Source organism: Citrobacter sp. Awk 2 (assembly GCF_028069815.1).
GTDB lineage: Bacteria > Pseudomonadota > Gammaproteobacteria > Enterobacterales > Enterobacteriaceae > Citrobacter.
Map to the genome: position 1 here is coordinate 37,967 of NZ_JANEWL010000001.1, position 26,123 is coordinate 64,089.

The 26,123-nt window shown below is 51.3% G+C and carries 24 protein-coding genes, 1 pseudogene and 1 other annotated feature; of the genes and pseudogenes, 12 read left to right on the plus strand and 13 right to left on the minus strand.

Going from position 1 to position 26,123, the window contains the following annotated elements; all coding sequences use genetic code 11:
- Positions 1-42: 42 nt before the first annotated feature.
- Positions 43-1,722, plus strand: a complete 1,680-nt coding sequence (gene ybaL, locus NNO02_RS00190; RefSeq protein WP_271449466.1) for a YbaL family putative K(+) efflux transporter — start codon at positions 43-45, stop codon at positions 1,720-1,722.
- 91 nt (positions 1,723-1,813) lie between these two features.
- Here ybaL and gsk read toward each other — a convergent pair whose 3' ends face one another.
- Positions 1,814-3,118, minus strand: coding sequence for an inosine/guanosine kinase (gene gsk, locus NNO02_RS00195; protein ID WP_137384601.1), 1,305 nt, complete (start codon positions 3,116-3,118; stop codon positions 1,814-1,816).
- 153 nt (positions 3,119-3,271) lie between these two features.
- Here gsk and aes point away from each other — a divergent pair, with 153 nt between their 5' ends.
- A complete protein-coding gene (gene aes / locus NNO02_RS00200) occupies positions 3,272-4,231 on the plus strand; it encodes an acetyl esterase (RefSeq protein WP_271454012.1) in 960 nt (319 codons plus the stop codon).
- Here aes and hemH read toward each other — a convergent pair.
- A complete protein-coding gene (gene hemH / locus NNO02_RS00205; RefSeq protein WP_271454013.1) occupies positions 4,228-5,190 on the minus strand; it encodes a ferrochelatase in 963 nt (320 codons plus the stop codon). The genes aes and hemH overlap by 4 nt on opposite strands.
- A gap of 82 nt (positions 5,191-5,272) precedes the next feature.
- Between hemH and NNO02_RS23800 the strand changes: the two are divergent.
- Positions 5,273-5,353: pseudogene (locus NNO02_RS23800) on the plus strand (hypothetical protein); the annotation flags it as partial.
- Between the two features lie 16 nt (positions 5,354-5,369).
- On the opposite strand, the gene adk reads toward NNO02_RS23800, so the two are convergent.
- The 7 genes from adk to NNO02_RS00240 all read right to left on the minus strand — a co-directional run bounded on the left by adk (position 5,370) and on the right by NNO02_RS00240 (position 12,571).
- The gene (adk, locus tag NNO02_RS00210; RefSeq protein ID WP_003021773.1) at positions 5,370-6,014 is read right to left on the minus strand and encodes an adenylate kinase; all 645 of its coding nucleotides are present in this window, start codon (positions 6,012-6,014) and stop codon (positions 5,370-5,372) included.
- 237 nt (positions 6,015-6,251) lie between these two features.
- Positions 6,252-8,126 carry a molecular chaperone HtpG gene (gene htpG / locus NNO02_RS00215; protein WP_271449469.1) on the minus strand — a complete coding sequence of 625 codons (1,875 nt, stop codon included), beginning with the start codon at positions 8,124-8,126 and terminating at the stop codon, positions 6,252-6,254.
- Positions 8,127-8,236: 110 nt separating this feature from the next.
- On the minus strand, positions 8,237-8,842 hold the full coding sequence (gene recR, locus NNO02_RS00220) for a recombination mediator RecR (RefSeq protein ID WP_079938353.1): 606 nt from the start codon (positions 8,840-8,842) through the stop codon (positions 8,237-8,239).
- The gene (locus NNO02_RS00225; protein ID WP_003021764.1) at positions 8,842-9,171 is read right to left on the minus strand and encodes a YbaB/EbfC family nucleoid-associated protein; all 330 of its coding nucleotides are present in this window, start codon (positions 9,169-9,171) and stop codon (positions 8,842-8,844) included. The genes recR and NNO02_RS00225 overlap by 1 nt, the downstream gene beginning before the upstream one ends.
- A 57-nt stretch (positions 9,172-9,228) precedes the next feature.
- Positions 9,229-11,154, minus strand: coding sequence for a DNA polymerase III subunit gamma/tau (gene dnaX / locus NNO02_RS00230; RefSeq protein ID WP_271449470.1), 1,926 nt, complete (start codon positions 11,152-11,154; stop codon positions 9,229-9,231).
- Positions 9,832-9,896: a sequence feature (DnaX frameshifting element), on the minus strand. It overlaps the preceding gene by 65 nt.
- Positions 11,155-11,364: 210 nt before the next feature.
- A complete protein-coding gene (gene apt, locus NNO02_RS00235; RefSeq protein ID WP_006685676.1) occupies positions 11,365-11,916 on the minus strand; it encodes an adenine phosphoribosyltransferase in 552 nt (183 codons plus the stop codon).
- A 277-nt stretch (positions 11,917-12,193) separates the two neighbouring features.
- The gene (locus NNO02_RS00240; protein WP_271449471.1) at positions 12,194-12,571 is read right to left on the minus strand and encodes a DUF454 family protein; all 378 of its coding nucleotides are present in this window, start codon (positions 12,569-12,571) and stop codon (positions 12,194-12,196) included.
- 69 nt (positions 12,572-12,640) lie between these two features.
- On the opposite strand from NNO02_RS00240, the gene priC reads away from it, so the two are divergent.
- The 3 genes from priC (at position 12,641) to NNO02_RS00255 (ending at position 14,343) form a co-directional block, all read left to right on the plus strand.
- Positions 12,641-13,168 carry a primosomal replication protein N'' gene (gene priC, locus NNO02_RS00245; RefSeq protein ID WP_271441598.1) on the plus strand — a complete coding sequence of 176 codons (528 nt, stop codon included), beginning with the start codon at positions 12,641-12,643 and terminating at the stop codon, positions 13,166-13,168.
- 14 nt (positions 13,169-13,182) lie between these two features.
- Positions 13,183-13,350, plus strand: a complete 168-nt coding sequence (gene rsmS, locus NNO02_RS00250; RefSeq protein WP_096758034.1) for a pleiotropic regulatory protein RsmS — start codon at positions 13,183-13,185, stop codon at positions 13,348-13,350.
- Positions 13,351-13,419: 69 nt separating this feature from the next.
- Positions 13,420-14,343 carry an Rpn family recombination-promoting nuclease/putative transposase gene (locus NNO02_RS00255; RefSeq protein ID WP_271454014.1) on the plus strand — a complete coding sequence of 308 codons (924 nt, stop codon included), beginning with the start codon at positions 13,420-13,422 and terminating at the stop codon, positions 14,341-14,343.
- Between the two features lie 38 nt (positions 14,344-14,381).
- Here NNO02_RS00255 and mscK read toward each other — a convergent pair whose 3' ends face one another.
- Both mscK and acrR read right to left on the minus strand, forming a co-directional pair.
- A complete protein-coding gene (gene mscK / locus NNO02_RS00260) occupies positions 14,382-17,747 on the minus strand; it encodes a mechanosensitive channel MscK (RefSeq protein WP_271454015.1) in 3,366 nt (1,121 codons plus the stop codon).
- A 127-nt stretch (positions 17,748-17,874) separates the two neighbouring features.
- Positions 17,875-18,525 carry a multidrug efflux transporter transcriptional repressor AcrR gene (acrR, locus tag NNO02_RS00265; RefSeq protein WP_271441600.1) on the minus strand — a complete coding sequence of 217 codons (651 nt, stop codon included), beginning with the start codon at positions 18,523-18,525 and terminating at the stop codon, positions 17,875-17,877.
- 141 nt (positions 18,526-18,666) lie between these two features.
- On the opposite strand from acrR, the gene acrA reads away from it, so the two are divergent.
- The 6 genes from acrA (at position 18,667) to NNO02_RS00295 (ending at position 25,467) form a co-directional block, all read left to right on the plus strand.
- Complete coding sequence (gene acrA, locus NNO02_RS00270; protein ID WP_048212410.1) at positions 18,667-19,860, plus strand: multidrug efflux RND transporter periplasmic adaptor subunit AcrA; 1,194 nt, start codon at positions 18,667-18,669, stop codon at positions 19,858-19,860.
- A 22-nt stretch (positions 19,861-19,882) separates the two neighbouring features.
- Complete coding sequence (gene acrB, locus NNO02_RS00275; RefSeq protein ID WP_137384610.1) at positions 19,883-23,032, plus strand: efflux RND transporter permease AcrB; 3,150 nt, start codon at positions 19,883-19,885, stop codon at positions 23,030-23,032.
- Positions 23,033-23,519: 487 nt separating this feature from the next.
- Positions 23,520-23,894 (plus strand): Hha toxicity modulator TomB, encoded by a 375-nt coding sequence (gene tomB / locus NNO02_RS00280; RefSeq protein WP_003021733.1) that lies wholly within the window; start codon positions 23,520-23,522, stop codon positions 23,892-23,894.
- A 27-nt stretch (positions 23,895-23,921) separates the two neighbouring features.
- Complete coding sequence (locus NNO02_RS00285; protein WP_002892050.1) at positions 23,922-24,140, plus strand: HHA domain-containing protein; 219 nt, start codon at positions 23,922-23,924, stop codon at positions 24,138-24,140.
- A 188-nt stretch (positions 24,141-24,328) separates the two neighbouring features.
- On the plus strand, positions 24,329-24,880 hold the full coding sequence (maa, locus tag NNO02_RS00290) for a maltose O-acetyltransferase (RefSeq protein WP_271441601.1): 552 nt from the start codon (positions 24,329-24,331) through the stop codon (positions 24,878-24,880).
- A gap of 116 nt (positions 24,881-24,996) precedes the next feature.
- Entirely contained in the window at positions 24,997-25,467 is a 471-nt protein-coding gene (locus tag NNO02_RS00295; protein ID WP_271441602.1) for a YlaC family protein, read from the plus strand.
- A gap of 77 nt (positions 25,468-25,544) precedes the next feature.
- Here the strand turns inward: NNO02_RS00295 and ykgO are convergent, their stop codons facing one another.
- Positions 25,545-25,685: a type B 50S ribosomal protein L36 gene (gene ykgO, locus NNO02_RS00300; protein ID WP_005125190.1), complete on the minus strand. Its 141-nt coding sequence runs from the start codon at positions 25,683-25,685 to the stop codon at positions 25,545-25,547.
- A 1-nt stretch (position 25,686) separates the two neighbouring features.
- Positions 25,687-25,947: a type B 50S ribosomal protein L31 gene (locus tag NNO02_RS00305; RefSeq protein WP_005125189.1), complete on the minus strand. Its 261-nt coding sequence runs from the start codon at positions 25,945-25,947 to the stop codon at positions 25,687-25,689.
- Positions 25,948-26,123 lie beyond the last annotated feature (176 nt).

A 26,123-nucleotide genomic window follows, 5' to 3' on the forward strand; every position in this document is an offset into this window, starting at 1 on the left:
ATTTGGGTTTTCAGGATTAACACAGCAACCAAAGGAGACGGAATGCATCACGCCACCCCGCTTATCACCACCATTGTCGGCGGCCTTGTGCTCGCTTTTATATTAGGCATGATTGCCAATAAACTACGTATTTCTCCTCTGGTGGGATATCTGTTAGCGGGCGTTCTGGCCGGTCCATTTACACCTGGTTTTGTTGCTGATACTAAGCTTGCACCTGAACTGGCGGAGCTTGGCGTTATCCTACTGATGTTCGGCGTGGGGCTGCACTTCTCCTTGAAGGATTTAATGGCGGTAAAGTCCATCGCCATTCCCGGCGCTATCGCCCAAATTGCCGTGGCGACGCTACTGGGTATGGCGCTTTCAGCAATAATGGGCTGGTCGCTGATGGTCGGTATCGTCTTTGGGCTGTGTCTTTCAACCGCCAGTACCGTGGTGCTGTTACGTGCGCTTGAAGAACGGCAGCTCATTGATAGCCAGCGCGGGCAAATCGCGATTGGCTGGCTGATTGTCGAAGATTTGATGATGGTGCTGACGCTGGTTCTCCTGCCTGCTGTCGCCGGAATGCTGGAAAAAGAAAACGTCGGCTTTACTTCGCTGGCCGTGGATATGGGCATTACCATCGGTAAGGTCGTGGCATTTATCGCCATTATGATGCTGGTTGGTCGCCGGCTGGTACCGTGGATTATGGCCCGCAGCGCCGCTACAGGTTCCCGCGAACTGTTTACCCTGTCGGTGCTGGCGTTAGCGCTGGGTATCGCCTTTGGCGCGGTGGAGCTGTTCGATGTTTCCTTTGCACTGGGTGCGTTCTTTGCCGGTATGGTGCTGAACGAGTCAGAATTGAGCCACCGAGCGGCGCACGATACCCTACCGCTACGCGATGCTTTCGCCGTACTGTTCTTTGTTTCCGTCGGTATGCTGTTTGATCCGTTAGTCCTGATCCAGCAGCCACTGGCCGTGCTGGGTACTCTGGCGATTATTATCTTCGGTAAATCCGTCGCTGCCTACTTCCTGGTACGCCTGTTTGGTCACTCTCAGCGTACAGCGCTCACCATTGCTACCAGCCTGGCGCAGATTGGTGAGTTTGCCTTTATCCTGGCGGGCCTTGGTATGGCACTGAACCTGTTACCACAAGCCGGACAAAACCTGGTGCTGGCAGGTGCAATTCTCTCCATTATGCTCAACCCGGTGCTGTTTGCTGTATTAGAGAAATATCTCGCCAAAACCGAAACACTGGAAGAGCAGACACTGGAAGAGGCTATCGAAGAAGAGAAGCAGATCCCGGTTGATATTTGTAATCATGCACTGCTGGTCGGTTTTGGTCGTGTCGGCAGCCTGTTAGGTGAAAAGCTGATGGCGGCGGGTATCCCGCTGGTCGTTATTGAAACATCGCGCACCCGCGTGGATGAACTGCGTGAGCGCGGGATCCGTGCCGTACTCGGTAATGCGGCTAACGAAGAAATTATGAATCTGGCGCATCTGGATTGCGCACGCTGGCTGCTGCTGACCATTCCAAATGGTTACGAAGCGGGTGAGATTGTCGCTTGTGCGCGTCAGAAGTGCCCGTCGATTGAGATTATCGCCCGGGCTCACTATGACGATGAGGTTGAGTACATCACGGAACGTGGTGCCAATCAGGTGGTGATGGGTGAACGTGAAATCGCACGGACTATGCTGGAACTGATTGAAACACCGCCTGCCGGTGACGTTGCTACGGCCAGTTAATGTTACGTGCCGGATGGCGCTTACGCTTATCCGGCCTACGTATTCCCACACTGGTGTAAGCCCGATAAGCGCAGCGCTATCGGGCAAGTACTCAGCGGTCCCAGTACGACTCTTCGAGACTGTCTTCACGCTCCGGCAACCCCCGCGTCAGACGCGGTGAATGCTGGTTCAGCACCTGATAACTCACGCGGTTGGCATATTTACACACCTGGGCTAAAGATGAATATGTCAGCCAGGTATATTTGTGCTTGCTGGAGTTGGGTACATTGCCGCGGTGATAGCTGTTCGCGGTAATATCATGCAGCAATGCAGCCAATGCACCGTCGCCAGCACCGTTGGTGTTCATGATTTTTTCAGGCCCGCCCATATATGGTGCGATATGTGAATACACACGCAGCGGATTCGTACAATCTTTATGGCGCATTGCGCGGCTAAATTCGTACTGGTTGAATTCAGCAATAGCGCCTGGCAGCAGCGGATGCTGAGTTTTGCGTTTCGCCTCTTCTTCAGTAAAGCCGGCCATATACAGTCCCACCGGCCCGGCAGTACACAAGACTAAATCTACCCAATCCAGTGCTTTATCTGACGCCAGCAGCGGATCGTTTTCACCGGTCAGCGCTTCAGCTTCTTCTTCGTTCATCGCCAGAATAGAGACATTCTCTTTCAGAAATTCCTGCCACCACTGTGGGTTATCCGCAATAACGAATTTGGTCCCCAATGTCAGTACCACCGGAACGTTGTGCTTTTTGGCAAATTCAATCGCCTTCATGGTCGCTTCAGGCATCGGTTCGCCCGGCTTACAGCGTACCAGATAGGAGGTCAACACCAGCGCGGAAGCCCCGGCAATCACCGATTCAGGGATGCTCTCCGCGCGCAACTGGTTCATGTGACCGGGGCTGATGGCAAATGTGCGCTCGCCGGATTCACCAATCAGTGTAAAGCAGCGGCCAATCGGGCCATCTACACCCTGCAGATAGTTCAAATCGGTGCGGCTGGAGGTGTTGCATAAATAGCGATACGCGTAGCTACCAATTTCGATATTGCTGCACATCACACCCAACAGCACCGAGCGGTCGTCTGCCAGCACGGAGTAGTTATGCATGGTGTTACCGATGGTGCCACCTGCAAACTGATGGGTGATCAGGTTTTCGCGTACCAGCTCCTGGTAGAGTGCTTCCGCAACATCATCTTCAATCACCAGAGAGTGCCCGGCGCTTAATCCATAACGTTTTACAAAATCATCATCCACTTTGGCTTCAATATCCACCAGCGTTTGGTCGATACCGACTACCCAGGCCGCGCTGGTCTCATTTTCAGGCTGAATTTGTTGCAGCAACGGATCGCGCGCGCTGACGGGGAAATAGTGTTTGGATTTACGTTTACCGGGAAATTTCATGGTCGATTATATGGGTGGTTAACTGAGCGATGCATGGTAGCACATTACCTGATATGCATGCGATGCGGCGCTAAGTTTCAATATCGGACGGCGGGATCGCAGTTTATCCGGTCTCAGTTTCTACAATAAATCATCGTCCACAAGGAGCGTTTTATGAAGCCGGATAACAAGATCCCCGTACTCGACAGAATTTCAGATGAAATGAACGTCGTGGTGAATTTTCATCGCGATGACCTGCCACCCTGGCCCGCTGCCGATGATATCGTGGCCCAACGAAAGTACTACATACATGAACGGCAATTCTGGAATGCTGATGCACCGCAAATGAGTACCCAAGAGTGTGCGGTTTCCACCCGCTATGGCTCTGTTAACACACGTATTTATTCACCGCAGCCTCACAGCCAGGCCACGCTCTATTATTTACACGGCGGCGGCTTTATTCTCGGTAATCTGGATACGCACGATCGCATTATGCGTCTACTGGCGCACTACACGCAGTGCACAGTCATTGGCATCGACTACTCGCTGTCGCCAGAAGCGCGCTTCCCGCAGGCCATCGAAGAGATTGTCGCCGCCTGCCAATATTTCCATCACCACGCCGACGATTATTCTCTCAATGTGAAACATATTGGTTTTGCCGGCGATTCCGCAGGTGCCATGCTGGCACTCGCCAGTGCGTTGTGGTTACGTGATAAACAGATCCCCTGCGGTAAGGTCATTGGCGTACTGTTGTGGTACGGGCTTTACGGTCTGCAGGATTCGCTTAGCCGCCGACTGATGGGCGGAGCGTGGGATGGTTTAGGACGTGAGGATCTGCAGATGTACGAAAATGCCTATCTGCGTAGCGTCGACGATCGTGAGTCGCCGTATTATTGCCTGTTTAATAACGATCTTACGCACGACATGCCGCCCTGCTTTATCGCCAGCGCCGAGTTCGATCCGTTGATTGATGACAGCCGATTACTTTTCCAGACGCTGCAAGCGCATCAGCAGACCTGTCAGTATCAAATGTACCCTGGCATGTTGCACGCCTTCCTGCATTATTCGCGGATGATGAAAACCGCCGATAAGGCTCTGCAGGATGGCGCGCGTTTCTTTAAGCAACAGCTTTAGCGGTAGGCTTCAGTCAGTTTTACCATCATTTCAATATGCTCCGGCGCGGCATTCAGCGCCGGAATATACTCATATTTCTTACCACCCGCTTCAAGGAAAATCTCCCGGTTTTGCACCGCAATCTCTTCCAGTGTTTCGAGGCAATCTGCCGCAAAGCCTGGACACATCACCTGGATATATCCGGTCCCTTTCTCCGCCAGCATTTTTAACGTTTCGTCAGTATATGGCGTCAGCCACGGCTCACGGCCAAAGCGTGACTGAAAGGTCATCATCACTTTTTCCGGGGCCAGGCCAAGCGCAGAGACCAGTTCACGAGTGGTATCACGGCAGCGCTGCGGGTAATCGTCGCCTTCATCGGCGTAGCGCTGCGGAATGCCGTGGTAGGAGAGCAGCAGTAAATCGGGTTCACCGTGCTGTGCAAACGAATCGCGGGCACTTTTAGCCAGCGCATCAATATAGCTGTTGTCGTCCGCGTAATCACGGATAAAGGAAACCCCAGGAATACCGCGCTTACGCGCCAGGATACGCGCCAGCTCGTCCCAGACTGCCGCCACCGTCGAACAGGAGTATTGCGGGTACAGCGTTAACACCACAATGTGGTCAACGCCGCTTGCCAGCAATTCATCAACCGCACTTTCCAGCGAAGGTGAACCGTAGCTCATTCCCAGTGCGACGGGCGTATCGGGTAAACGCTCCGCCAGTGCCTGCTGCTGCGCACGACTGTAAACCATCAGTGGAGAACCCTCCTCCATCCAGATTGACTGGTACAGCTTTGCCACACGCGGCGCACGCAACGGTAAAATCACACCACGCAGCAACGGCCACCACAGTAGACGGGATGTATCAACTACGCGGGTATCGCTTAAAAACTGGCGCAGGTAACGTTTAACAGCTTCAGGGGTTGGGGCATCGGGAGTGCCGAGATTAGCCAGCAGGATACCGGTTTTCGTCTGACGCATTACCGCCTCTTATCGATTCAAATTGTTGATAATTGTAGCGGAAAAGCGGAGAAGAAGAACTAATTGCTGTGAGAGGTAAGACGAGAATTTGCCTGATGGCGCTGCGCTTATCAGGCCTACAAAAAATCGTAGGCCGGATAAGGTGTATACACCGCCATCCGGCATTAAGCGCGAAAAAATTAACCGAGGATTTTTTCCAGCGCTGCGCGAACGTCAGCAACGGCCTGAGTGCCGTCAACTTTCGCGTATTTGGTGTTACCCGCCTGCGCTTCTTTAGAGTAGTAACCGATCAGCGGAGCAGTCATCTGATGGTATTCCACCAGACGCTTACGTACGGTCTCTTCCTGATCGTCTTTACGGGTGGTCAGCTCTTCGCCGGTCACGTCGTCTTTACCTTCAACCTTAGGCGGATTGAATTTGATGTGGTAAACGCGGCCAGAAGCAGCGTGTACGCGACGACCAACGATACGATCAACGATCAGCTCATCCGGAACGTCAAACTCCAGAACGTAGTCCACGTTGATGCCCGCTTCTTTCATGGCATCAGCCTGCGGGATAGTACGCGGGAAGCCGTCCAGCAGGAAACCATTACGGCAGTCTTCCTGAGCAATACGCTCTTTTACCAGCGCGATCACCAGCTCATCAGTCACCAGCTTACCGGCGTCCATGATGTCTTTCGCTTGTTTGCCCAGCTCGGAGCCAGATTTCACGGCGGCACGCAGCATATCACCGGTGGAGATTTGCGGAATACCATATTTCTCCATGATGAACTGAGCCTGAGTTCCTTTACCCGCGCCCGGAGCGCCAAGCAGAATGATACGCATTACGAAAATCCCCTTAAAGGTTGTCGATATTTTTTAAAAAGCGCTAAACGATACCACCATCACGCAATTGGCTCAAGAAAGACGCCTGACGCTGAAACGGTTAACGGCGGGAAAATTGAAAATAAGAAGAGAAAATGCCGGATAGCGGTGTAAACACCTTATCCGGCCTACGGTATACGAGATTTTGTAGGCCGGATAAGCGTTAGCGCCATCCGGCATCACGTAACGCAACCGCTATCAGGATACCAGCAACTGGTTCATTCGACGGATGAACTGGTTAGGGTCTTCCAGCGTACCGCGCTCAGCAAACAACGCCTGATCCAGCAGCAATTCGACCCACTCTTTAAACTGCGCTTCGTCCTGAGTATCCGCCGTGCGTTTTACCAACACGTGGTCTGGGTTCAGTTCAAAGATATATTTCACTTCCGGCACAGCCTGGCCCGCAGCGGCAAACAGCTTCGCCATCTGGGTACTCATTTCGTCTGCGTCAGTGGTGACAATCGCTGGCGTATCGGTTAGACGGTGCGTCAGACGCACTTCTTTCACACGGTCGCCCAGCAGGGTTTTCACGCGTTCAACAAACGGCGTCAGCGCTTTTTCCGCTTCTTTTGCCGATTCATCAACTTCGTCTGCCAGCTTGTCGATAGACTCGTCAGCTTTAGCGACAGACTGGAACGCCTTACCGTCGAATTCAGTCAGGTAGTTCATCATCCACTCATCGATGCGGTCAGAAAGCAGCAGGACTTCGATGCCTTTCTTACGCAGCAGTTCGAGGTGCGGGCTGCTCTTCGCCGCCGCATAGCTGTCTGCAGTAATGTAGTAGATCTTCTCCTGCCCTTCTTTCATCCGTGAGACATAGTCTTCCAGCGACACGGTCTGTGCGGAAGAATCTGTGTGTGTGGATGCGAAGCGCATCAGCTTAGCGATGGTTTCCTGGTTAGCGTGATCTTCCGCCGGCCCTTCTTTCAGTACCAGGCCAAACTGTTTCCAGAAGGTCTGGTATTTTTCAGCGTCATCTTTTGCCAGTTTTTCCAGCATCTGCAATACACGTTTGGTCAGTGCGCTACGCAGATTACGGGTGACGGTGCTGTCCTGCAGGATCTCACGAGACACGTTCAGCGGCAGATCGTTGGAATCTATCAGACCGCGCACAAAGCGCAGATAGTTCGGCATGAACTGCTCAGCGTCATCCATGATGAATACACGTTGAACGTACAGTTTCAGACCATGCTTGTGATCGCGGTTCCACATATCCCACGGGGCCTGTGACGGAATGTACAGCAGGCTGGTGTATTCCTGCTTACCTTCCACACGGTTGTGGCTCCAGGTCAGCGGATCGGTGAAGTCATGCGCGATATGCTTGTAGAATTCGTTGTATTCGTCGTCTTTGATTTCTGACTTGTTACGCGTCCACAGCGCCTGTGCCTTGTTGATTTTCTCCCAGGAAACAACGGTTTCACCGTCTTTTTCTTCCTGTTTTTCAATCTCTACCGGCAGCGCGATATGATCGGAATATTTGCTGATGATGGAACGCACGCGCCAGTCATCCAGGAACTCGTCTTCCCCTTCACGCAGGTGCAGAGTGATTTCGGTACCGCGGTCTTCTTTGGTAATGTCGGCAACGGTGTATTCACCTTCGCCCGCAGATTCCCAGAACACACCGTTTTCAGGCTTATCACCCGCAGCACGGGTACGCACAGTGACTTTATCCGCCACAATAAACGCGGAATAGAAGCCTACCCCGAACTGGCCGATCAACTGGCTGTCTTTTGCCTGATCGGAGCCCATGGATTCGAGGAAAGATTTGGTACCGGATTTCGCAATGGTCCCCAGATGATCGATAACGTCATCACGGTTCATCCCCACGCCGTTATCAGCAATGGTCAACGTACGCTTATCTTTATCGAAGGAAACACGCACACGCAGCTCACCATCACCTTCATACAGGTCCGGATTAGACAGGGCGCGGAAACGCAGCTTGTCTGCCGCATCCGAGGCGTTAGAGATAAGCTCACGCAGGAAGATTTCTTTATTGGAATACAGAGAATGGATCATCAGGTGCAGAAGCTGTTTTACTTCTGACTGAAAACCACGAGTTTCTTGTCCTTTCATGTAGATCTACCTCAACAATGCCATTTTTAATGGTAAAAACACGTTGAGGGTGAAATGGGGACAAGCGGGAAGGATTTCAAGCGGAAGCCGCCGTCGCGGCCTCCGTTTGTTCAGAATTTAATCTTGTGTCGTCCTGCCAGAGAGTGCGACAGTGTCGTACCGTCGACCATTTCCAGCTCGCCGCCTACCGGTACGCCATGAGCGATACGGCTGGCTTCAACGCCATATTGCATACAAAGCTCAGCAATATAGTTGGCGGTTGCCTCTCCTTCGACCGTGGGATTGGTCGCCAGGATCAGTTCGTTGATGTGTTCAGACGCCAGTCGCTGCTCCAGACGATCGAGCCCGATATCATCAGGCCCGATGCCATCCAGCGGCGACAGGTGTCCCATCAGCACAAAGTAACGTCCGGAAAACTGCCCGGTTTGCTCAATGGCATAGATGTCCGCAGGACTCTCCACCACACAAATCTGACCATTTTCCTGGCGACGCGGGTTTGAACAGATGTTGCAGACGTCTTGCTCCGTGAAGGTGCGGCAATCGGCACAGTGGCCGATTTCCGACATCGCTTTCGTTAACGCCTGCGCCAGACGCATCCCGCCGCTGCGATCGCGCTGCAGGAGCGTGAACGCCATGCGCTGCGCCGACTTCGGGCCAACGCCCGGCAGACAGCGCAATGCTTCCATCAGCTGAGTTAACAGCGGGCTGGTTTGCATCAGAACGGCATCTTAAAGCCAGGTGGCAACTGCATACCGGAGGAAACGGAGGCCATTTTCTCTTTCTGCGTTTCTTCAATGCGACGTGCCGCATCGTTGAATGCTGCAGCAACCAGATCTTCCAGCATCTCTTTGTCGTCTTCCAGCAGGCTTGGATCGATTTCCACGCGACGGCAGTTATGCGCACCGTTGATGGTCACTTTTACCAGACCTGCGCCAGATTCTCCGGTGACTTCCAGCTTGGCGACTTCTTCTTGCATCTGCTGCATTTTTTCTTGCATCTGCTGGGCCTGTTTCATCAGGTTACCCAGACCGCCTTTACCAAACATAGGCTTCTCTCTCAATCACGTTAAGGGATGACGACCGTCAAACCATTAGGCTCACGATCAAATGGGGCGAATACTCTCTTCGTCCAGGTCCGCGTCGAAAAAACGGCGCAGCGTCTGAATGTTATTATCCGCAATAATCGACTCACGCGCCTGCGCGAGTTTCTCTTCGTAAATGGCCTGACGCCATTCCAGCGGCGTACGCACCGCAGGATTATCATCTTCAACGATGGTCAATTCAACTGTTGACCCCGTTAAGGTACTCAATGCTTCAGCCAGTTTTTGCTGCGCGCCGCTGGAATTAAGATGGCGCTGCGTAGAACGCAGATGCAGGCAAACCACATTGCCATTTTCTTCTTTCCAGGCATTCAGCGCTACCTGCTCCACCAGTTTGGGCAACGAAAGCTGGCTCACCTGCGCAGCCCAGGGATCGCGCTCAATGGCTTCAGCCGCAAGCTTTGCGGCCAGCTCTGGCGTTTTTTCGTGTTCCAGCGCTTTTTTCAGCGCTTTCGGCGTGGCGACGACTTCTTTGACTTCTGCAACTGGATTGGTCGCTTTCCAGCGGTAGGCTTCTTTTTTCGCCGGCGCGTTTTCCAGCGCAGAGACCGCAGGGCGGGCCTGAACACGTTCAGACACCGAAGCCAGTCTTTCCAGCGCAGCATTATTCACCGGCCGCGCGCGGGAAGCGGCTGCCGGTTCACTCTTTTTTGGTTTGGTCGCTCCCTGAGCGCGCTGCAGCTGACTACGTGCCGCCAGTACCTGGCTGGTGGCGTCAGATAACGGCACATCATGATGCACCGGTGCAGACTGTTGCGGTGGGACCTGCGTCGGGGTCAGCACCGCGGTGGGGGCAGCCGGAGCAAACGACTGTCGCGGTACTTCAGGCTCCGGAAGCGGCTGGCGCGGATGAAAAGCCAGTGCACGCAGCAGCGTCATTTCTACCCCCATACGTCGGTCTGGCGCATACGGTAATTCTTTGCGCCCAATTAACAACGTCTGGTAGTAAAGCTGCACATCGGTCGGTGGTACAGTCCGCGCCAGTTCGCGTAAACGCTGCTCAATTGCGGCCATATCACTGCCAAGCGCGGCGGGTGAAAGCTGTACCATCGCAATACGATGCAGCAAGGCCGACATCTCAACCAACAACGCTTCCCATTCAATGCCGCGCGCGGCGGCATCATGCAGCAGCGTCATGACGCGCTCACCATCCGCAGCAACAACCGCCTCAACGAGCGACAGCGCCTGATCGTCATCCAGCGTACCGAGCATAGTGCTCACCGCCTGGGTAGAGACCTGTCCATCGCCGCTGGCAATCGCCTGATCGGTCAGACTCAGCGCATCACGCAGGCTGCCATCCGCTGCACGGGCCAGCAACTGCAGCGCACGAGGCTCATGAACGATATGCTCTTCATTGAGGATATGTTCAAGCTGATGACGAATCTGCTCAACATCCAACGCCTTAAGGTGGAATTGCAAACAACGTGACAGGATAGTCACAGGCAGTTTTTGCGGATCGGTGGTCGCCAGCAGGAATTTGACGTGCGCAGGCGGCTCTTCGAGCGTTTTCAGTAAAGCGTTAAAACTGTGGCGCGACAGCATGTGCACTTCGTCGATCAGATAGACCTTAAAGCGACCACGCGCTGGCGCATACTGGACGTTATCCAGCAGATCGCGGGTGTCTTCAACTTTGGTGCGCGACGCAGCATCGATCTCAATCAGATCGACAAAACGCCCCTGCTCGATTTCGCGGCAGTTATCACATACACCACAAGGCGTAGCCGTGATGCCGGTTTCACAGTTTAGTCCCTTCGCCAACAAACGGGCGATAGAGGTTTTTCCGACGCCACGAGTGCCGGAAAAAAGATATGCATGATGAATACGCCCTAACGACAAGCCGTTCGCCAGTGCCGTCAGCACATGTTCCTGGCCGACGACGTCAGCAAAGGTTTGTGGGCGCCATTTTCGGGCTAAGACCTGATAACTCATTGGCAGGCTCTGAAAGGCTGGAGGGTGGATTCACAAGGGGGTAATGCTAACACAACCTCGCACCGACGGCGAGGTTGACACGTTATATTCGGGCGCTATCGTTACAGCCAGTTTGGTTTCGGGCAGCGCGCAGAAACCGGAACGTACACGCAGTACGTGAGGATGTTGAGCACTGACCGGAGCCAAAATGGCAAAAAAGAGAGTCCGAACTTAGTGGCCCGGGAATGGGACCAGGCTGTAACAAGTCAGCCCCTGTTTTTCCAGGCGTTGTTCGCCGCCCAGATCAAACAGATTAATGATAAAAGCAGCATCAGTCACTTCGCCGCCCAGACGACGGATCAGCTTCACGGTCGCTTCAATCGTGCCACCGGTTGCCAGCAGGTCGTCAACGACCAGAACTTTATCGCCTGGTTTGATGGCATCAACATGGATTTCCAGCTGATCGGTGCCGTATTCCAGCTCGTAGCTCTCAGCAATGACTTCACGCGGAAGCTTACGCGGTTTACGCACGGGAACAAACCCGACGCCCAGGCCCAACGCGACCGGTGCGCCAAACAGGAAGCCACGCGCTTCAGTACCGACCACTTTGGTAATACCGGCATTTTTGTAACGTTCAACCAGCAATTCGATGCTGAGCGCGTACGCTTTCGGGTCTTCCAGCAAACTGGTGACATCACGGAAAAGAATGCCCGGCTTCGGGTAGTCGTGGATGCTTTTGATGCTATTTTTGAGAAACTCAAGCTGCTGTGCAGTCGCGGTCATAAGTTTGTGCCTGATTAATACAGTATTACTTCACGGCGCACTATACACTTCATCCTTCAAGCTACCTCTTTGTTGGCTGCCTTCATTCATCCCAGTCACTTACTGATGTAAGCTCCGGGGATTCATTCAGTTGCCGCCTCGACGTATCTTGAATGATTTTGTGTCTATATTAAGGGCCAGGGTTACATTTGCTTAACCTTTGACCACCTGCGCCTGTGCTCGAAAACGGTTGAATTTACTGGCTGTGAGAGACAATTGCAACAGCGATTATTGTGCTTCAGTGCTTTTGTTGCTTTTCATCAACCACCGGGATTCGCCACATAAAAATCAGCAAACAGGTGAGAATCACCAGCAGCAGCACGCGAACCCACAACATATTAACGAACCACAACGAAACGCTAAAGGTCAGCACGATCAACAAAATAGCGCGAGGTTTGGCTCCCGGCGGCATCGCGCGGTGTTTTTGCCAGTGGCGCAAATAACCGCCAAACCACGAACGATAAAGCAGCCAGGCGTGAAAGCGAGGCGATGAACGAGCAAAACACCAGGCGGCCAGCAGGATAAATGGCGTGGTAGGCAACAGTGGCAATACAATGCCCAGCGTGCCTAACACTACCGCTACCCAGCCAATGATGATTAGAATAATGCGTTGCATAATATGAGTACTTAACACAGAGAATCGCTACTTTAGCATAACAGTTCTCATTTTCATCGGAGTGTTGTCGTGAAAACCGTCATGCTACTACAGAAGCTCGAAAGTCAACTCAATAGCCTGCGCCAGCAATGTGCCCCCCTGGCGCATCACGCAACGCTCAGCGCCCGTTTCGATCGTCATCTTTTTCGTACTCGCAGCACGCTGTTGCAGGCTTGTCTGGATGAAGCTGGCGATAATCTTGCCGCCCTGCGTCGTGCCGTTGAGCAGCAACAATTGCCGCAAATTGCCTGGCTTGCGGAACATCTCGCCTCACAGTTAGAAGCGATTTCACGCGAATCTGCCACCTGGTCACTGAGAGAGTGGGACAGCGCCTCGCCGGGTCTTGCCCGCTGGCAACGTAAACGCGTTCAGCATCAGGAATTTGAACGGCGTCTGGTTGAGATGACACGTAAACGTAAAGAGCAATTGGCTCAGGCCTCGGGGTTTGAGGAGCAGCAAAAGCTGCACCGAGAAGTCGAGGCGTTCGAAGCACGACTGGCACGCTGCCGTCATGCGCTGGCAAGGATTGAAAACGTGCTGGCGCGTTTAACCCGCTAATCACCGGAGAATGTATGTCCCTTGAAAACGCCCCGGACGAGGTCAAATTGGCCGTCGATTTGATTGTTTTGCTTGAAGAGAATCAGCTACCAGCGCGCACGGTGCTACGCGCGCTGGAGATCGTTATGCGTGATTATGAAAACAAACTTAAAACTGCGGAAGACGCCTCGCAAACTGATTAATTGCTCTCTGGTCTGCCATTGGCTTCGGTGCCAGAGTCGTCGCAACATCACGACAATAACGGACCGATCATGGAACGACTCCCCACGACACCGCACGATGCGGTCTTTCGGCAAATGCTAACGCAAAAAGAGGTCGCCCGAGATTTTTTGCAAATCCATTTGCCTGAAGCATTTCTCAATATATGCGATATGGAGACATTAACGCTGGAATCAGGCAGCTTTATTGAGGACGATTTACGCACCTGCTATTCAGATATCCTCTATTCCCTGCAAACAAAACATGGACCCGGCTATGTTTACGCGCTGATTGAACATCAGAGCAAACCCGATAAATTCATGGCCTTTCGCCTGATGCGCTACGCTATTGCCGCCATGCAGCATCACCTTAACGCCGGGCATAAAACGTTACCTCTGGTTGTCCCTGTCTTGTTTTACCATGGCATGGAAAGTCCGTGGCCTTATACCCTTAACTGGCATCACCTGTTTAGCGAGCCAAAGCTTGCGAAAGCACTTTACGGCAATGAATTTGCACTGGTAGACCTGACTGTAATGCCAGATAATCAGATCTTGCAGCATCAACGGGTAGCGATGCTGGAACTCCTGCAAAAACATATTCGTCGACGGGATCTGAGCGAATTATTAGATCAACTCATTACGCTATTAACGCAAGAGCATCTGACAGAATATCAAATCGACGTTTTGATTAATTACATGCTTAAAGCAGGAAATACCACGGAACCCGGCGTACTTGTCCGCCAACTGGCGCAGAGTGCGCCACAGTACAAGGAACAGTTGATGACAATTGCCGAATGGTTGGAAGAAAAAGGCAGAGCAGAAGGCATGCAGCAAGGTCTGGAAAAAGGGTTAGAAGAAGGTCGGCAGGTTGAAGCACGTAATATCGCACAAAAAATGCTCGCCCGCGGTCTGGAACTGGATTTGATTATGCACCTTACGGGCCTGACGCAGGAAGAACTGGTCGCGCTGTCGCACTAAATGCAATCAGGGCGGCTATTTGCCGCCCTGATTGCAACTTAACCTACAGAAGGCGTCGGATCGTCGCCTTTGATGATGTCACGCTTAACCTCTGTCACTGTGTCACCTTTGGCATTATGCAAGTGCACTTCGAGTTGGTTAAAGGCGATATCAATATTGTTTTCACGACATAAACGATCAACCGCGCGGTTCAGTTCATCGACCGTGTGGCTGCGATCCCGCAGTTCGCGAACATATAAACGCAGTTCATGATCCAGCGTGCTGGCACCGAAAGCAGTAAAGAACACTGCCGGCTCCGGATCGTGCATCACTTTCGGATGTTCTGTTGCCGCCTGCAGCAGCACTTTCTTCACTTTATCCAGATCTGAACCATAAGCCACACCAATACGAATAACCAAACGTGTGGTGGTATCAGACAGTGACCAGTTGATCAGACGTTCCGTCACAAACGCCTTATTCGGGATAATGACCTCTTTGCGATCGAAATCGGTAATCGTTGTTGCACGAATACGGATCTTGCTGACCGTACCGGAGAACGTACCAATGGTAACCGTATCGCCAATACGTACCGGACGTTCAAACAGAATAATCAGGCCCGAGACGAAGTTACCGAAGATTTCCTGTAAGCCAAAACCCAGACCAACCGACAGGGCCGCTGCCAGCCACTGGAGTTTGTCCCACGATACGCCGAGCGATCCGAAGACGGTCATTGCGCCGATAGCGATAATCGCGTAATTGAGGATCGTGGTGATGGCATACGATGCGCCCTGGCGCATTTTGAGTCGCGACAGCACCAGCACTTCGAGCAGACCCGGTAAGTTGCGGATCAGCGCCCACGCCACCATCGAGGCAATTATGGCAAACAGCAAACTGCCCATAGTGACATCTTTCACCACTGCAGCTCCCGCTTCAGTACCGTTGTAATGCCAAAGCGTAATGCTGTCGAGATAACTAAACACAGTGATCAGATCGGACCAAATTGCCCAGAACAGAACACCAAACAGAGCCACCATCAACAGCATCGTAATACGCAGCGTTTGCTGGTTTACCTGTTCCAGCGCTATGGTCGGTTCTTCCTGCGGTTCTGCGCCTTCGGCCCCTTCTTTCACCAGATTCTGGCGACGCGCTAACGCGCGACGCCAGGCGATACGGCGTGCCGCCACGCTCAACCCACGCAGCACCGTCTGGTATAGCAGGTTCCAGACAATAACCAGATAAACCGTTTCAATCCAACGACCGGACAGGCGCAGCGTGGTATAGAAATAACCCGTCGCCGTCAGCACCATCAACGCAACCGGAATAATGGACAGCACGGTGATAGTGACCAGACGCAGACCGTGCGACTCTTTGTCACGCCAGCTTTCACGGCACATTGGCCACACCAGGAAGGCGATCAGCAGCAGGTTAAGGAAAATAACGACTTGCCCTAACACATCATCCATCAGATTCAGCGGCGACAGTTCAGCAATAACTGACCAGAAGTTAAGCGGCAACAGCGCAAGGCTAATACGCACAATCTGGCGACGCCAGTGGCTGGTCTGTTTCGCTGGCATGCCAAAATGACGTATCGCCACGCCATCTTTTTCCAATACCTTCCAGCACAGACCGAACACCAGCCAGAAAACGGTCATCTTCTTACTGAATGCCCACAGCAGATCGCTAACGTTTAATTGCATCGTCAGCAGAATCAAGCCTACAGCGAGAATAATCAGACATGCGGGTAAGGCTCTGATCAAATCAATCAGTATCGCTTTTGGCGTATTGAGCTGGCTGTCATTACGCAAGTTCCCCACCGCCGCGGCGAGTTTTGCCTGATACTCTTTCAGCCATTTCAGACGCCAGCGGATGAGCCCGGCAATAAGCAGCAACGGCAGACCGGCCAGGAACGCAATGAATACCGCCGGCCAGGCTTTTTCCCAGTTCACGGTAATTTTCATCGACTTAAACTGGTCTTTAAGCGTTTGTGGGAACGCCTTGATCCAGTCCCAGTCCATCGGGCGGTTACTGTTTACCCAGAAGATTTGCTGCGTGAGGATCCCTTTCAGGTTTTTCGATACGCTCATTAACTGCTGTTGATTAATTTGCAGGTTAATGGCCATCATCAATTGGTTACCCAACTGCTTATTCAGTTGATCCAACAGTTCACGACGCATATCCACAACCTGCAGCAGGGCATCATGGACTTCGCCATTCACTTCATTGCTGTGCCCTTCTTCTAGCTTGGCGACAAACGCATCATTCTGGAATAGCGCATCACGCTGCTGGTTGACCTCGAATTGTTCCAGACGTAAGTCGGCAATACGGTTGGTCATGTCGGCAAGTTCATCTGCCGACGGCAGCGTTTGCTGTTGCTGGTACAGAATGCGTGACAACAGCAGGCTGCCTTTCAGCACGGCGATTTGTTCTTTAATATTGCGTTCAGATTGCAACGCACGATCAAGCCAGTTTTTGACTTTAATGTTTTGCTGCATCAGCGTGTTGCCGTTTTCGGTGGCAGATATCAGACGCTGGCTGAGCTGATGGTTAATATCAAGTTCTTGTTTAACTAGCGGGTTGGTCTGGATACGGGCCGCTTCGTCTGGTGTTACCGCTTCCTGCGCCGTCTTTTCGGTTAGCGTCAGACGTTTGCTGTTCACCGCTTCTTGCAGCAACTGAAGCTGATGTTCGAGACGATTCGTATTCGCCGTTACATAATCACGTTGTTTCTGCAAGGTATCCTGCAAAACCGTGTTGCCTTCCAGACTCTTACGCTGTTGATCGATCTGCGCGCTCAGCAACGCTTGCTGCGCCTGCAGCAACACCTGTTGGCTGGGGCGTAATGCCGCCTCACCCACATTAGTCCCATCCAGGCGATTACGGATTTGCTGCATTTGCTGTGATGCGGTGTACATCGCATTTTGCACGCGCTCTGGCTGCGTTTGCAGCGAAACCAACTGACTGTTGTAGGCTGCAAGGTCGTTTTGCGCGCTTTGCAGATCGTCCAGCACCTGTGCGACACGAGATTCAAGCTGGCGCAGGGAGAGCGTACTTAGCGTTTTCCGCGTTTCATCGTCATTATCGACATCGCTGAGTGAATTCAACGCATCCGTTGCCTGGCGCATTTTCTCCGGCGCCTGAGCCACTTTCTGACGAAGCTGTACGGTCTCATCTTTTACGCGATCTATTTTATCCAGCGTGGCGATAGTATCGATAAGATCCTGCTGAACCAGTTTGTCCTGCGCGGAAAGATCTTTTTGTTTATTCAGCGCATCCAACTGGCTCTGAATATCCACTTTTGTCGGCAGTTCACCATTCTGTTGCGCTCGCGCAAATGCTGATGACTGGCTGGACAGCAATAGAATGAAGAAAAGAATGCTTATAGCAATAAGATGCTGTGAACGTTTATAGAGCTGCAACATAGTCATGAGAATGAACGTTTCTGAACCGGGAAAGTGACCGAAAATAGTCAAGCGGCAAGAATATCACGGCTGTGGCGGACAGAATAGCAGGAGGGAAACCCTCCAGGAGGATTCCTGGTATTGGGTCTGACAGTTAGCTCGTCTCTGCGACCTTCACACGCAGTGTCGGACAAAGCAGACACATCTCCAGTAGCACTGCAACGTAGTCGCGCGCCTCTTTTCGCAAATCAAACGATTCGGGCGCGAATAACCAGTTCTCAATGATCCCGGAGATATAACTACGCAGTAGTACTGCCACACGGCGCGTATTCAGATTCTCCGGCAACATGTTTGCAGCCATACAGTGTCGCAGCGTTTGTTCGATACGGTCATAGTTTTCAAGACACAGGCTGCGTTGAACCAGTTGAACTGTTGCTATTTCCCCGACAAATTCGCATTTGTGGAATATAATCTCCATCAATAAACGTCGGCGTTCTTCAGTCACGGTCGCTTCAAGAACGTAAACTAATATTTCTCTTAATACTGATAGTGGATCGTCGGGGAATTTTGCCTGATACTCAGTTTCTAACTCATCAATGTTAGGTTTTGCTAGCTCCCAGATTTCACTGAATAAATCCGACTTGTTTTTGAAATGCCAATAGATAGCACCGCGAGTTACACCAGCGGCTTTTGCGATCTCCGCAAGCGAGGTGGATGATACCCCTTGCTGCGAAAACAAACGCAGAGCAACATCCAGAATGTGCTGCCGTGTTTCCTGTGCTTGTTGTTTGGTTTTTCGTGCCATATGTCAGTGAATTTACAGGCGTTAGATTTACATACATTTGTGAATGTATGTACCATAGCACGACGATAATATAAACGCAGCAATGGGTTTATGGGCTTTAAGCCATTGATCAATTTGAAATCGGACACTCGAGGTTTACATATGAACAAAAACAGAGGGTTAACGCCTCTGGCAGTCGTTCTGATGCTCTCAGGCAGCTTAGCGCTAACAGGATGTGACGACAAACAGGCCCAACAAGGGGGCCAGCAGATGCCAGAAGTTGGAGTTGTGACGCTCAAAACTGAACCTCTACAGATCACAACTGAACTCCCAGGTCGCACCAGTGCTTTTCGCATTGCGGAAGTTCGCCCTCAGGTCAGCGGTATTATCCTGAAGCGTAACTTTACCGAAGGCGGCGACATTGAAGCGGGTGTGTCTCTCTATCAGATTGATCCTGCTACTTACCAGGCCGCGTACGAAAGTGCGAAAGGCGATCTGGCCAAAGCACAAGCAGCGGCAAATATCGCTCAGCTGACGGTTAAACGTTATCAGAAACTGTTGGGTACGAAGTACATCAGTCAACAGGACTACGATAGCGCGCAGGCAGATGCACAACAGGCGAACGCTGCTGTTGTCGCTGCGAAAGCCGCGGTAGAAACCGCTCGTATCAATCTGGCCTATACCAAAGTCACGTCGCCAATCAGCGGCCGCATTGGTAAGTCATCCGTTACTGAAGGCGCACTGGTACAAAATGGTCAGGCGACCGCTCTGGCGACTGTTCAGCAATTGGATCCCATCTATGTCGATGTGACACAGTCAAGTAACGATTTCCTGCGCCTGAAACAAGAGCTGGCCAATGGCACGCTGAAGCAAGAGAACGGTAAAGCGAAAGTTGAACTGGTCACCAGCGACGGTATTAAATTCCCGCAGTCCGGTACGCTGGAGTTTTCGGATGTGACGGTTGATCAAACCACTGGATCAATTACGTTACGCGCAATCTTCCCGAACCCGGATCACACCTTACTGCCGGGTATGTTCGTCCGTGCGCGTCTGGAAGAAGGGACAAACCCAACGGCGTTACTGGTTCCACAGCAAGGCGTTACTCGCACACCGCGTGGTGATGCCAGTGCATTGGTTATCGGTGCTGATGACAAAGTTGAAACGCGTCAAATTGTGGCAGCACAAGCAATTGGCGACAAATGGTTAGTCACTGAAGGACTTAAGCCGGGCGACCGTGTGATTGTAAGTGGGCTGCAGAAAGTTCGTCCTGGCGCTCAGGTTAAAGCGCAGGAAGTCACCGCGGATAATAACCAGCCAGCCGCAAGCGGTAGCCAGCCTGAACAGTCCAAGTCTTAACTTAAACAGGAGCCGTTAAGACATGCCTAATTTCTTTATCGATCGCCCCATATTTGCGTGGGTGATCGCCATTATCATCATGTTGGCAGGGGGGCTCGCGATCCTCAAATTGCCGGTAGCGCAATATCCGACTATTGCACCTCCGGCAGTGACGATCTCCGCGACCTACCCTGGCGCTGATGCCAAAACAGTACAGGATACTGTTACGCAGGTTATCGAACAGAATATGAACGGTATCGATAACCTGATGTACATGTCCTCAAACAGTGACTCCACGGGTACCGTGCAGATCACCTTAACCTTCCAGTCCGGTACTGATGCGGATATCGCGCAGGTACAGGTGCAGAACAAACTGCAGCTGGCCATGCCGTTACTGCCTCAGGAAGTACAGCAGCAAGGGGTTAGCGTTGAGAAATCATCCAGTAGCTTCCTGATGGTTGTTGGTGTTATCAACACCGATGGCACAATGACGCAGGAAGATATCTCGGATTACGTCGCCGCTAACATGAAAGACACCATCAGCCGTACTTCAGGCGTCGGTGACGTGCAGCTATTCGGTTCACAGTACGCGATGCGTATCTGGATGGACCCAACCGAACTGAACAAATACCAGCTTACGCCGGTTGATGTAATTTCCGCGATTAAAGCGCAGAACGCCCAGGTTGCAGCCGGTCAGCTTGGTGGTACGCCACCCGTGAAAGGCCAGCAACTGAACGCCTCTATCATTGCTCAGACGCGTCTGACCTCCACCGACGAATTCGGCAAAATTCTGCTGAAAGTGAACCAGGATGGCTCCCAGGTTCGTCTGCGCGATGTAGCGAAGATTGAGCTGGGTGGTGAAAACTACGACATCATTGCGAAGTTCAACGGCAAGCCTGCGTCTGGTCTGGGTATCAAACTGGCTACCGGTGCGAACGCCCTGGATACCGCAGCGGCTATCCGTGCTGAACTGGTGAAGATGGAACCGTTCTTCCCATCAGGCCTGAAAATTGTTTATCCGTATGACACAACACCGTTCGTGAAAATCTCTATTCACGAAGTCGTGAAGACGCTGGCGGAAGCAATCATCCTCGTGTTCCTGGTTATGTATCTGTTCCTGCAGAACTTCCGCGCGACGCTGATTCCGACCATCGCCGTCCCGGTCGTGTTGTTGGGTACTTTTGCTGTGCTGGCGATTTTCGGCTTCTCGATAAACACGCTAACGATGTTCGGGATGGTGCTCGCCATCGGCCTGTTGGTGGATGACGCCATCGTGGTGGTCGAGAACGTTGAACGTGTCATGGCTGAAGAAGGGCTACCACCGAAAGAAGCAACGCGTAAATCAATGGGCCAGATTCAGGGCGCATTGGTGGGTATCGCGATGGTATTGTCAGCGGTATTTATCCCAATGGCCTTCTTCGGGGGGTCTACCGGTGCGATTTACCGTCAGTTCTCCATCACCATTGTTTCCGCAATGGCGTTGTCTGTACTGGTGGCGTTGATTCTGACCCCTGCCCTGTGTGCAACAATGCTTAAACCGATTGCTAAAGGCGATCACGGTGAAGGTAAAACGGGCTTCTTCGGTTGGTTCAACCGCATGTTCGATAAGAGCACGCACCACTACACCGATAGCGTAGGCGGTATTCTGCGCAGCACCGGTCGTTACCTGGCGCTGTATCTGATCATCGTCGTCGGCATGGCCTATCTGTTTGTTCGCCTGCCAAGCTCCTTCCTGCCAGATGAAGACCAGGGTGTATTCCTGACGATGGCTCAGCTGCCAGCAGGTGCAACGCAAGAGCGTACCCAGAAAGTGCTGGACGAAGTGACGGATTACTACCTGACCAAAGAAAAAGCGAACGTTGAATCGGTGTTTGCGGTTAACGGCTTCGGCTTTGCTGGTCGTGGTCAGAACACCGGTATCGCATTCGTCTCTCTGAAAGACTGGAGTGAACGTCCAGGTGAAGAGAACAAGGTAGAAGCGATTACTCAGCGTGCGATGGGGGCGTTCTCGCAGATTAAAGACGCCATGGTATTCGCCTTTAACCTGCCAGCAATCGTAGAACTGGGCACCGCGACTGGTTTCGACTTCCAGTTGATTGACCAGGCCGGTCTGGGCCATGAAAAATTGACTCAGGCGCGTAACCAACTGTTTGGTGAAGTCGCGAAACATCCTGATCTGTTAGTGGGCGTACGTCCTAACGGTCTGGAAGATACTCCGCAATTCAAGATCGATATCGATCAGGAAAAAGCGCAGGCTCTGGGTGTTTCCATTAGTGACATTAATACAACGCTGGGCGCTGCATGGGGCGGAAGCTACGTGAACGACTTCATCGACCGTGGTCGTGTGAAGAAAGTTTACGTCATGTCTGAAGCCAAATACCGTATGTTGCCGGAAGATATTGGAAACTGGTATGTCCGTGGTAGCGATGGACAAATGGTGCCGTTCTCTGCTTTCTCTTCCTCGCGTTGGGAATATGGTTCACCGCGTCTGGAACGCTATAACGGTCTGCCGTCCATGGAAATCTTAGGCCAGGCCGCACCGGGTAAAAGTACCGGTGAAGCGATGGCAATGATGGAGCAACTGGCCAGCAAACTGCCATCCGGTATCGGCTATGACTGGACAGGCATGTCCTACCAGGAACGACTGTCCGGTAACCAGGCACCTGCCCTGTATGCGATTTCACTGATCGTCGTCTTCCTGTGTCTGGCGGCATTGTACGAGAGCTGGTCAATTCCATTCTCCGTTATGCTGGTCGTTCCGCTGGGGGTTATCGGTGCGCTGCTGGCGGCAACGTTCCGTGGTTTGACCAACGACGTTTACTTCCAGGTGGGCCTGCTCACAACCATTGGGTTGTCGGCGAAGAACGCGATATTGATCGTCGAATTCGCCAAAGACTTGATGGATAAAGAAGGTAAAGGTCTGGTAGAAGCAACTCTGGACGCGGTTCGTATGCGTTTACGTCCGATTCTGATGACATCGTTAGCCTTTATCCTCGGCGTAATGCCGCTGGTTATCAGCTCCGGTGCAGGTAGTGGCGCGCAGAACGCCGTCGGTACTGGCGTAATGGGCGGGATGGTCACTGCAACCGTATTGGCTATCTTCTTTGTTCCGGTGTTCTTTGTGGTGGTCCGCCGCCGCTTTAGCCGCAAGAACGAAGATGTTGAACATAGCCACTCAGTTGAGCATCATTGATACATTCCTAAAGATAAGGCCGCGCAAGCGGCCTTTTTTCTGGAAAAAATCATAAAAAGCGCTTATTGCGATTTCGTTTATTTTCTCTTGTTTAAATAAGCGATATAATCCTTGTGAGCTTAAAGGCTATTCTTAGAAAACGTCACAAACCCTTATTTACCTAAATAAATATTAAGACTATTCCTGGTTTTCGTTCACAGAGTCGGTTGTCGCCTTTCGTTGCTAAACCTAAAGAAGATAACTTGATGATTGACCGAGAATAAAGAAGTTGTTCCATTTCGAATACCGGCATGTATCTGTTAAAATGTAAAAATGGGACTGCATCATAATTTTACATAATTGTAATTTTTCGTGATATGACGATGAAATCTTTTTTAGAGTAGATTATAGTTAAATCATCAGGAGTCGCGGGCAAGTTCCAGGTCGTTTGTTGTATCCATCCCGAAAGGTGTTCGGTTAGTCTAAACCACTAAGAAGGGGATGCGTTATGGATGAATACTCACCGAAAAGACATGATATCGCGCAGCTTAAATTTCTCTGCGAAACTCTGTATCATGACTGTCTTGCAAACCTTGAACAAAGCAACCATGGTTGGGTAAATGACCCTACCTCTGCAACCAGCTTGCAGCTCAATGAACTGATAGAGCATATTGCAACCTTCGCACTTAATTATAAAATTAAGTACAATGAGGACAATAAGCTGATCGCGCAGATTGATGAATACCTGGATGACACTTTTATGTTGTTCAGCAGTTATGGTATTAATACGCAGGATCTGCAGAAATGGCGGAAGTCAGGTAATCGACTATTTCGCTGTTTTGTCAATGCCACCAGGGCTAATCCTGTCAGTTTGTCTTGTTAAAAATTATTACAATCATAGGTAAGAGTTATGTCCGATAAACCATTAACTAAAACAGATTATTTGATGCGCCTACGACGCTGTCAAACAATTGACACGCTTGAACGTGTTATTGAGAAAAATAAATATGAATTGTCTGACAATGAACTGGCTGTATTTTACTCAGCCGCCGATCATCGTCTTGCTGAATTGACAATGAATAAGCTCTACGACAAGATCCCAACATCTGTTTGGAAATTTATTCGTTAATTGCTCATGAGGTTAAGTCAGGTATCGCGAAACATTTGTTTGTCTGACTGACCATTTCCCGTACCAGCAACCATTATTTAATTCAAATCACGTGATTGCGATCACAGTGAGAAAACGGGAACGTTCCCCTTCCCTGCATTGCGTTTTACTGTACTGTGACGGCCTATCAGCAAACAGGAAAGTTCGTAATGAGTGAAGATAAGCAAAAGATGATCGCCGGCGAATTGTATCGCCCGGCAGATGAAACGTTGCGCAACGATCGTCTCCGTGCACGCCAACTCATCCACCGATACAATGCCACCGCACCCGATGCGCAGAGTGAACGTCAGGCTATCTTGCGCGATCTATTGGGTCAAAGCGAAGACGCTTACATTGAGCCCTCTTTTCGTTGTGACTACGGGTATAACATTTATCTCGGCAAAGCGTTTTACGCCAACTTCGACTGCGTCATGCTTGATGTCTGCCCAATCCACATCGGTGATAACTGTATGCTGGCACCGGGAGTCCATATCTATACGGCAACCCATCCATTGGACGCTAACGAACGCAACAGCGGAGTTGAACTAGGGAAACCTGTAACCATCGGGAATAATGTCTGGATCGGGGGGCGCGCAGTAATAAATCCGGGCGTAACTCTGGGCGACAACGTGGTTGTGGCGTCAGGTGCAGTGGTGACTAAAAGCGTTCCGGCAAACACCGTCGTCGGGGGCAATCCGGCACGGATCATCAAAACACTGTGATCTGATATGTAACTGTTATGCTAAATTGTGGTTAATCTGTTACTTTTCTCAGAGAGTATCCCCTTTTAAAATAGGCTGATCCCTCCTGACTATTGCAGACTTCACGAAGGCAAGAGATGACAGAAATACAACGCCTGCTTACCGAAACCATCGACGACTTAAATATTCGCGAAAAGCGCGACAACAAACCGCGCTTTAGCATCAGCTTTATTCGTAAACATCCAGGGCTATTTATCGGCATGTATGTTGCGTTTTTTGCCACGCTGGCGGTAATGCTGCAATCAGAAACGCTGGTCGATTCGGTATGGCTATTGGTTGTACTGTTCGTCTTACTCAACGCCTTTTTCTTTTTTGACGTTGCGCCGCGTTACCGCTTTGAAGATATTGACGTACTGGATTTCAGAGTCTGCTATAACGGTGAATGGTATAACACGCGCTTTGTGCCGCCCTCGCTCATCGACACTATCCTGCACTCTCCCCAAGTCGACAGTGAGCATAAGGCCCAGTTGCAAAAAATGATAACGCGGAAAGGTGAACTGTCATTTTATGATGTCTTCACATTAACCCGCGCGCAGACCAGTCAGTAATCACGCCCCGTCACAAACAAAAAAAGTGCGTCCCCCGAGGGGAACGCACTTCAGTCCCTGCAATGCTGGCAAAGTGACTAACGTCTTTTTTTACGGCCCTGTACCGCTTTAAACCGCGGATTCGTTTTGCAGATGACGTACAAACGCCCTTTGCGTTTGACTATCTGGCAGTCAGGGTGCCGCTGTTTGGCGCTGCGAAGTGAATTGAGTACCTGCATCTTAACCTCGCTTTGTGCCAATGAAGTGGCCGAAACGTTTCTGGAAACGAGCCGCGCTGCCTTCGTTATCGAAGGTTTTTTGTTTACCGGTGTAGTACGGATGTGACTTAGACGAGATATCAAGCGTTACGTACGGGTACATTTGTCCCTCGAACTCAATCTCTCGTTCGGTTTTGATCGTCGAACCGACCTTAAAGTATTCATTGGCACTGGTATCGTGAAACACCACTGGGCGATAAAAAGGATGGATATCCGGTTTCATGGCAACCTCAATTTGTTACGTTATAACATATCCATCAAAATACACCACTCCCGTACAGATCTCAACCTGATTTATGCTATGGGTAATTTATCGGAGTGATAAGTGCCCCTAAATATATGATGCCAATCGAATTGCTTTTTTAGCTTTCGGATATACTTTCTCTACGCTGTGTTAAT

Bases quoted from the DNA above. Each gene is read 5' to 3' on its own strand.
- ybaL (WP_271449466.1), top strand. From the start codon at position 43: ATGCATCACGCCACCCCGCTTATCACCACCATTGTCGGCGGCCTTGTG.
- gsk (WP_137384601.1), bottom strand. From the start codon at position 3,118: ATGAAATTTCCCGGTAAACGTAAATCCAAACACTATTTCCCCGTCAGC.
- aes (WP_271454012.1), top strand. From the start codon at position 3,272: ATGAAGCCGGATAACAAGATCCCCGTACTCGACAGAATTTCAGATGAA.
- hemH (WP_271454013.1), bottom strand. From the start codon at position 5,190: ATGCGTCAGACGAAAACCGGTATCCTGCTGGCTAATCTCGGCACTCCC.
- adk (WP_003021773.1), bottom strand. From the start codon at position 6,014: ATGCGTATCATTCTGCTTGGCGCTCCGGGCGCGGGTAAAGGAACTCAG.
- htpG (WP_271449469.1), bottom strand. From the start codon at position 8,126: ATGAAAGGACAAGAAACTCGTGGTTTTCAGTCAGAAGTAAAACAGCTT.
- recR (WP_079938353.1), bottom strand. From the start codon at position 8,842: ATGCAAACCAGCCCGCTGTTAACTCAGCTGATGGAAGCATTGCGCTGT.
- NNO02_RS00225 (WP_003021764.1), bottom strand. From the start codon at position 9,171: ATGTTTGGTAAAGGCGGTCTGGGTAACCTGATGAAACAGGCCCAGCAG.
- dnaX (WP_271449470.1), bottom strand. From the start codon at position 11,154: ATGAGTTATCAGGTCTTAGCCCGAAAATGGCGCCCACAAACCTTTGCT.
- apt (WP_006685676.1), bottom strand. From the start codon at position 11,916: ATGACCGCGACTGCACAGCAGCTTGAGTTTCTCAAAAATAGCATCAAA.
- NNO02_RS00240 (WP_271449471.1), bottom strand. From the start codon at position 12,571: ATGCAACGCATTATTCTAATCATCATTGGCTGGGTAGCGGTAGTGTTA.
- rsmS (WP_096758034.1), top strand. From the start codon at position 13,183: ATGTCCCTTGAAAACGCCCCGGACGAGGTCAAATTGGCCGTCGATTTG.
- NNO02_RS00255 (WP_271454014.1), top strand. From the start codon at position 13,420: ATGGAACGACTCCCCACGACACCGCACGATGCGGTCTTTCGGCAAATG.
- mscK (WP_271454015.1), bottom strand. From the start codon at position 17,747: ATGACTATGTTGCAGCTCTATAAACGTTCACAGCATCTTATTGCTATA.
- acrR (WP_271441600.1), bottom strand. From the start codon at position 18,525: ATGGCACGAAAAACCAAACAACAAGCACAGGAAACACGGCAGCACATT.
- acrA (WP_048212410.1), top strand. From the start codon at position 18,667: ATGAACAAAAACAGAGGGTTAACGCCTCTGGCAGTCGTTCTGATGCTC.
- acrB (WP_137384610.1), top strand. From the start codon at position 19,883: ATGCCTAATTTCTTTATCGATCGCCCCATATTTGCGTGGGTGATCGCC.
- tomB (WP_003021733.1), top strand. From the start codon at position 23,520: ATGGATGAATACTCACCGAAAAGACATGATATCGCGCAGCTTAAATTT.
- NNO02_RS00285 (WP_002892050.1), top strand. From the start codon at position 23,922: ATGTCCGATAAACCATTAACTAAAACAGATTATTTGATGCGCCTACGA.
- maa (WP_271441601.1), top strand. From the start codon at position 24,329: ATGAGTGAAGATAAGCAAAAGATGATCGCCGGCGAATTGTATCGCCCG.
- NNO02_RS00295 (WP_271441602.1), top strand. From the start codon at position 24,997: ATGACAGAAATACAACGCCTGCTTACCGAAACCATCGACGACTTAAAT.
- ykgO (WP_005125190.1), bottom strand. From the start codon at position 25,685: ATGCAGGTACTCAATTCACTTCGCAGCGCCAAACAGCGGCACCCTGAC.
- NNO02_RS00305 (WP_005125189.1), bottom strand. From the start codon at position 25,947: ATGAAACCGGATATCCATCCTTTTTATCGCCCAGTGGTGTTTCACGAT.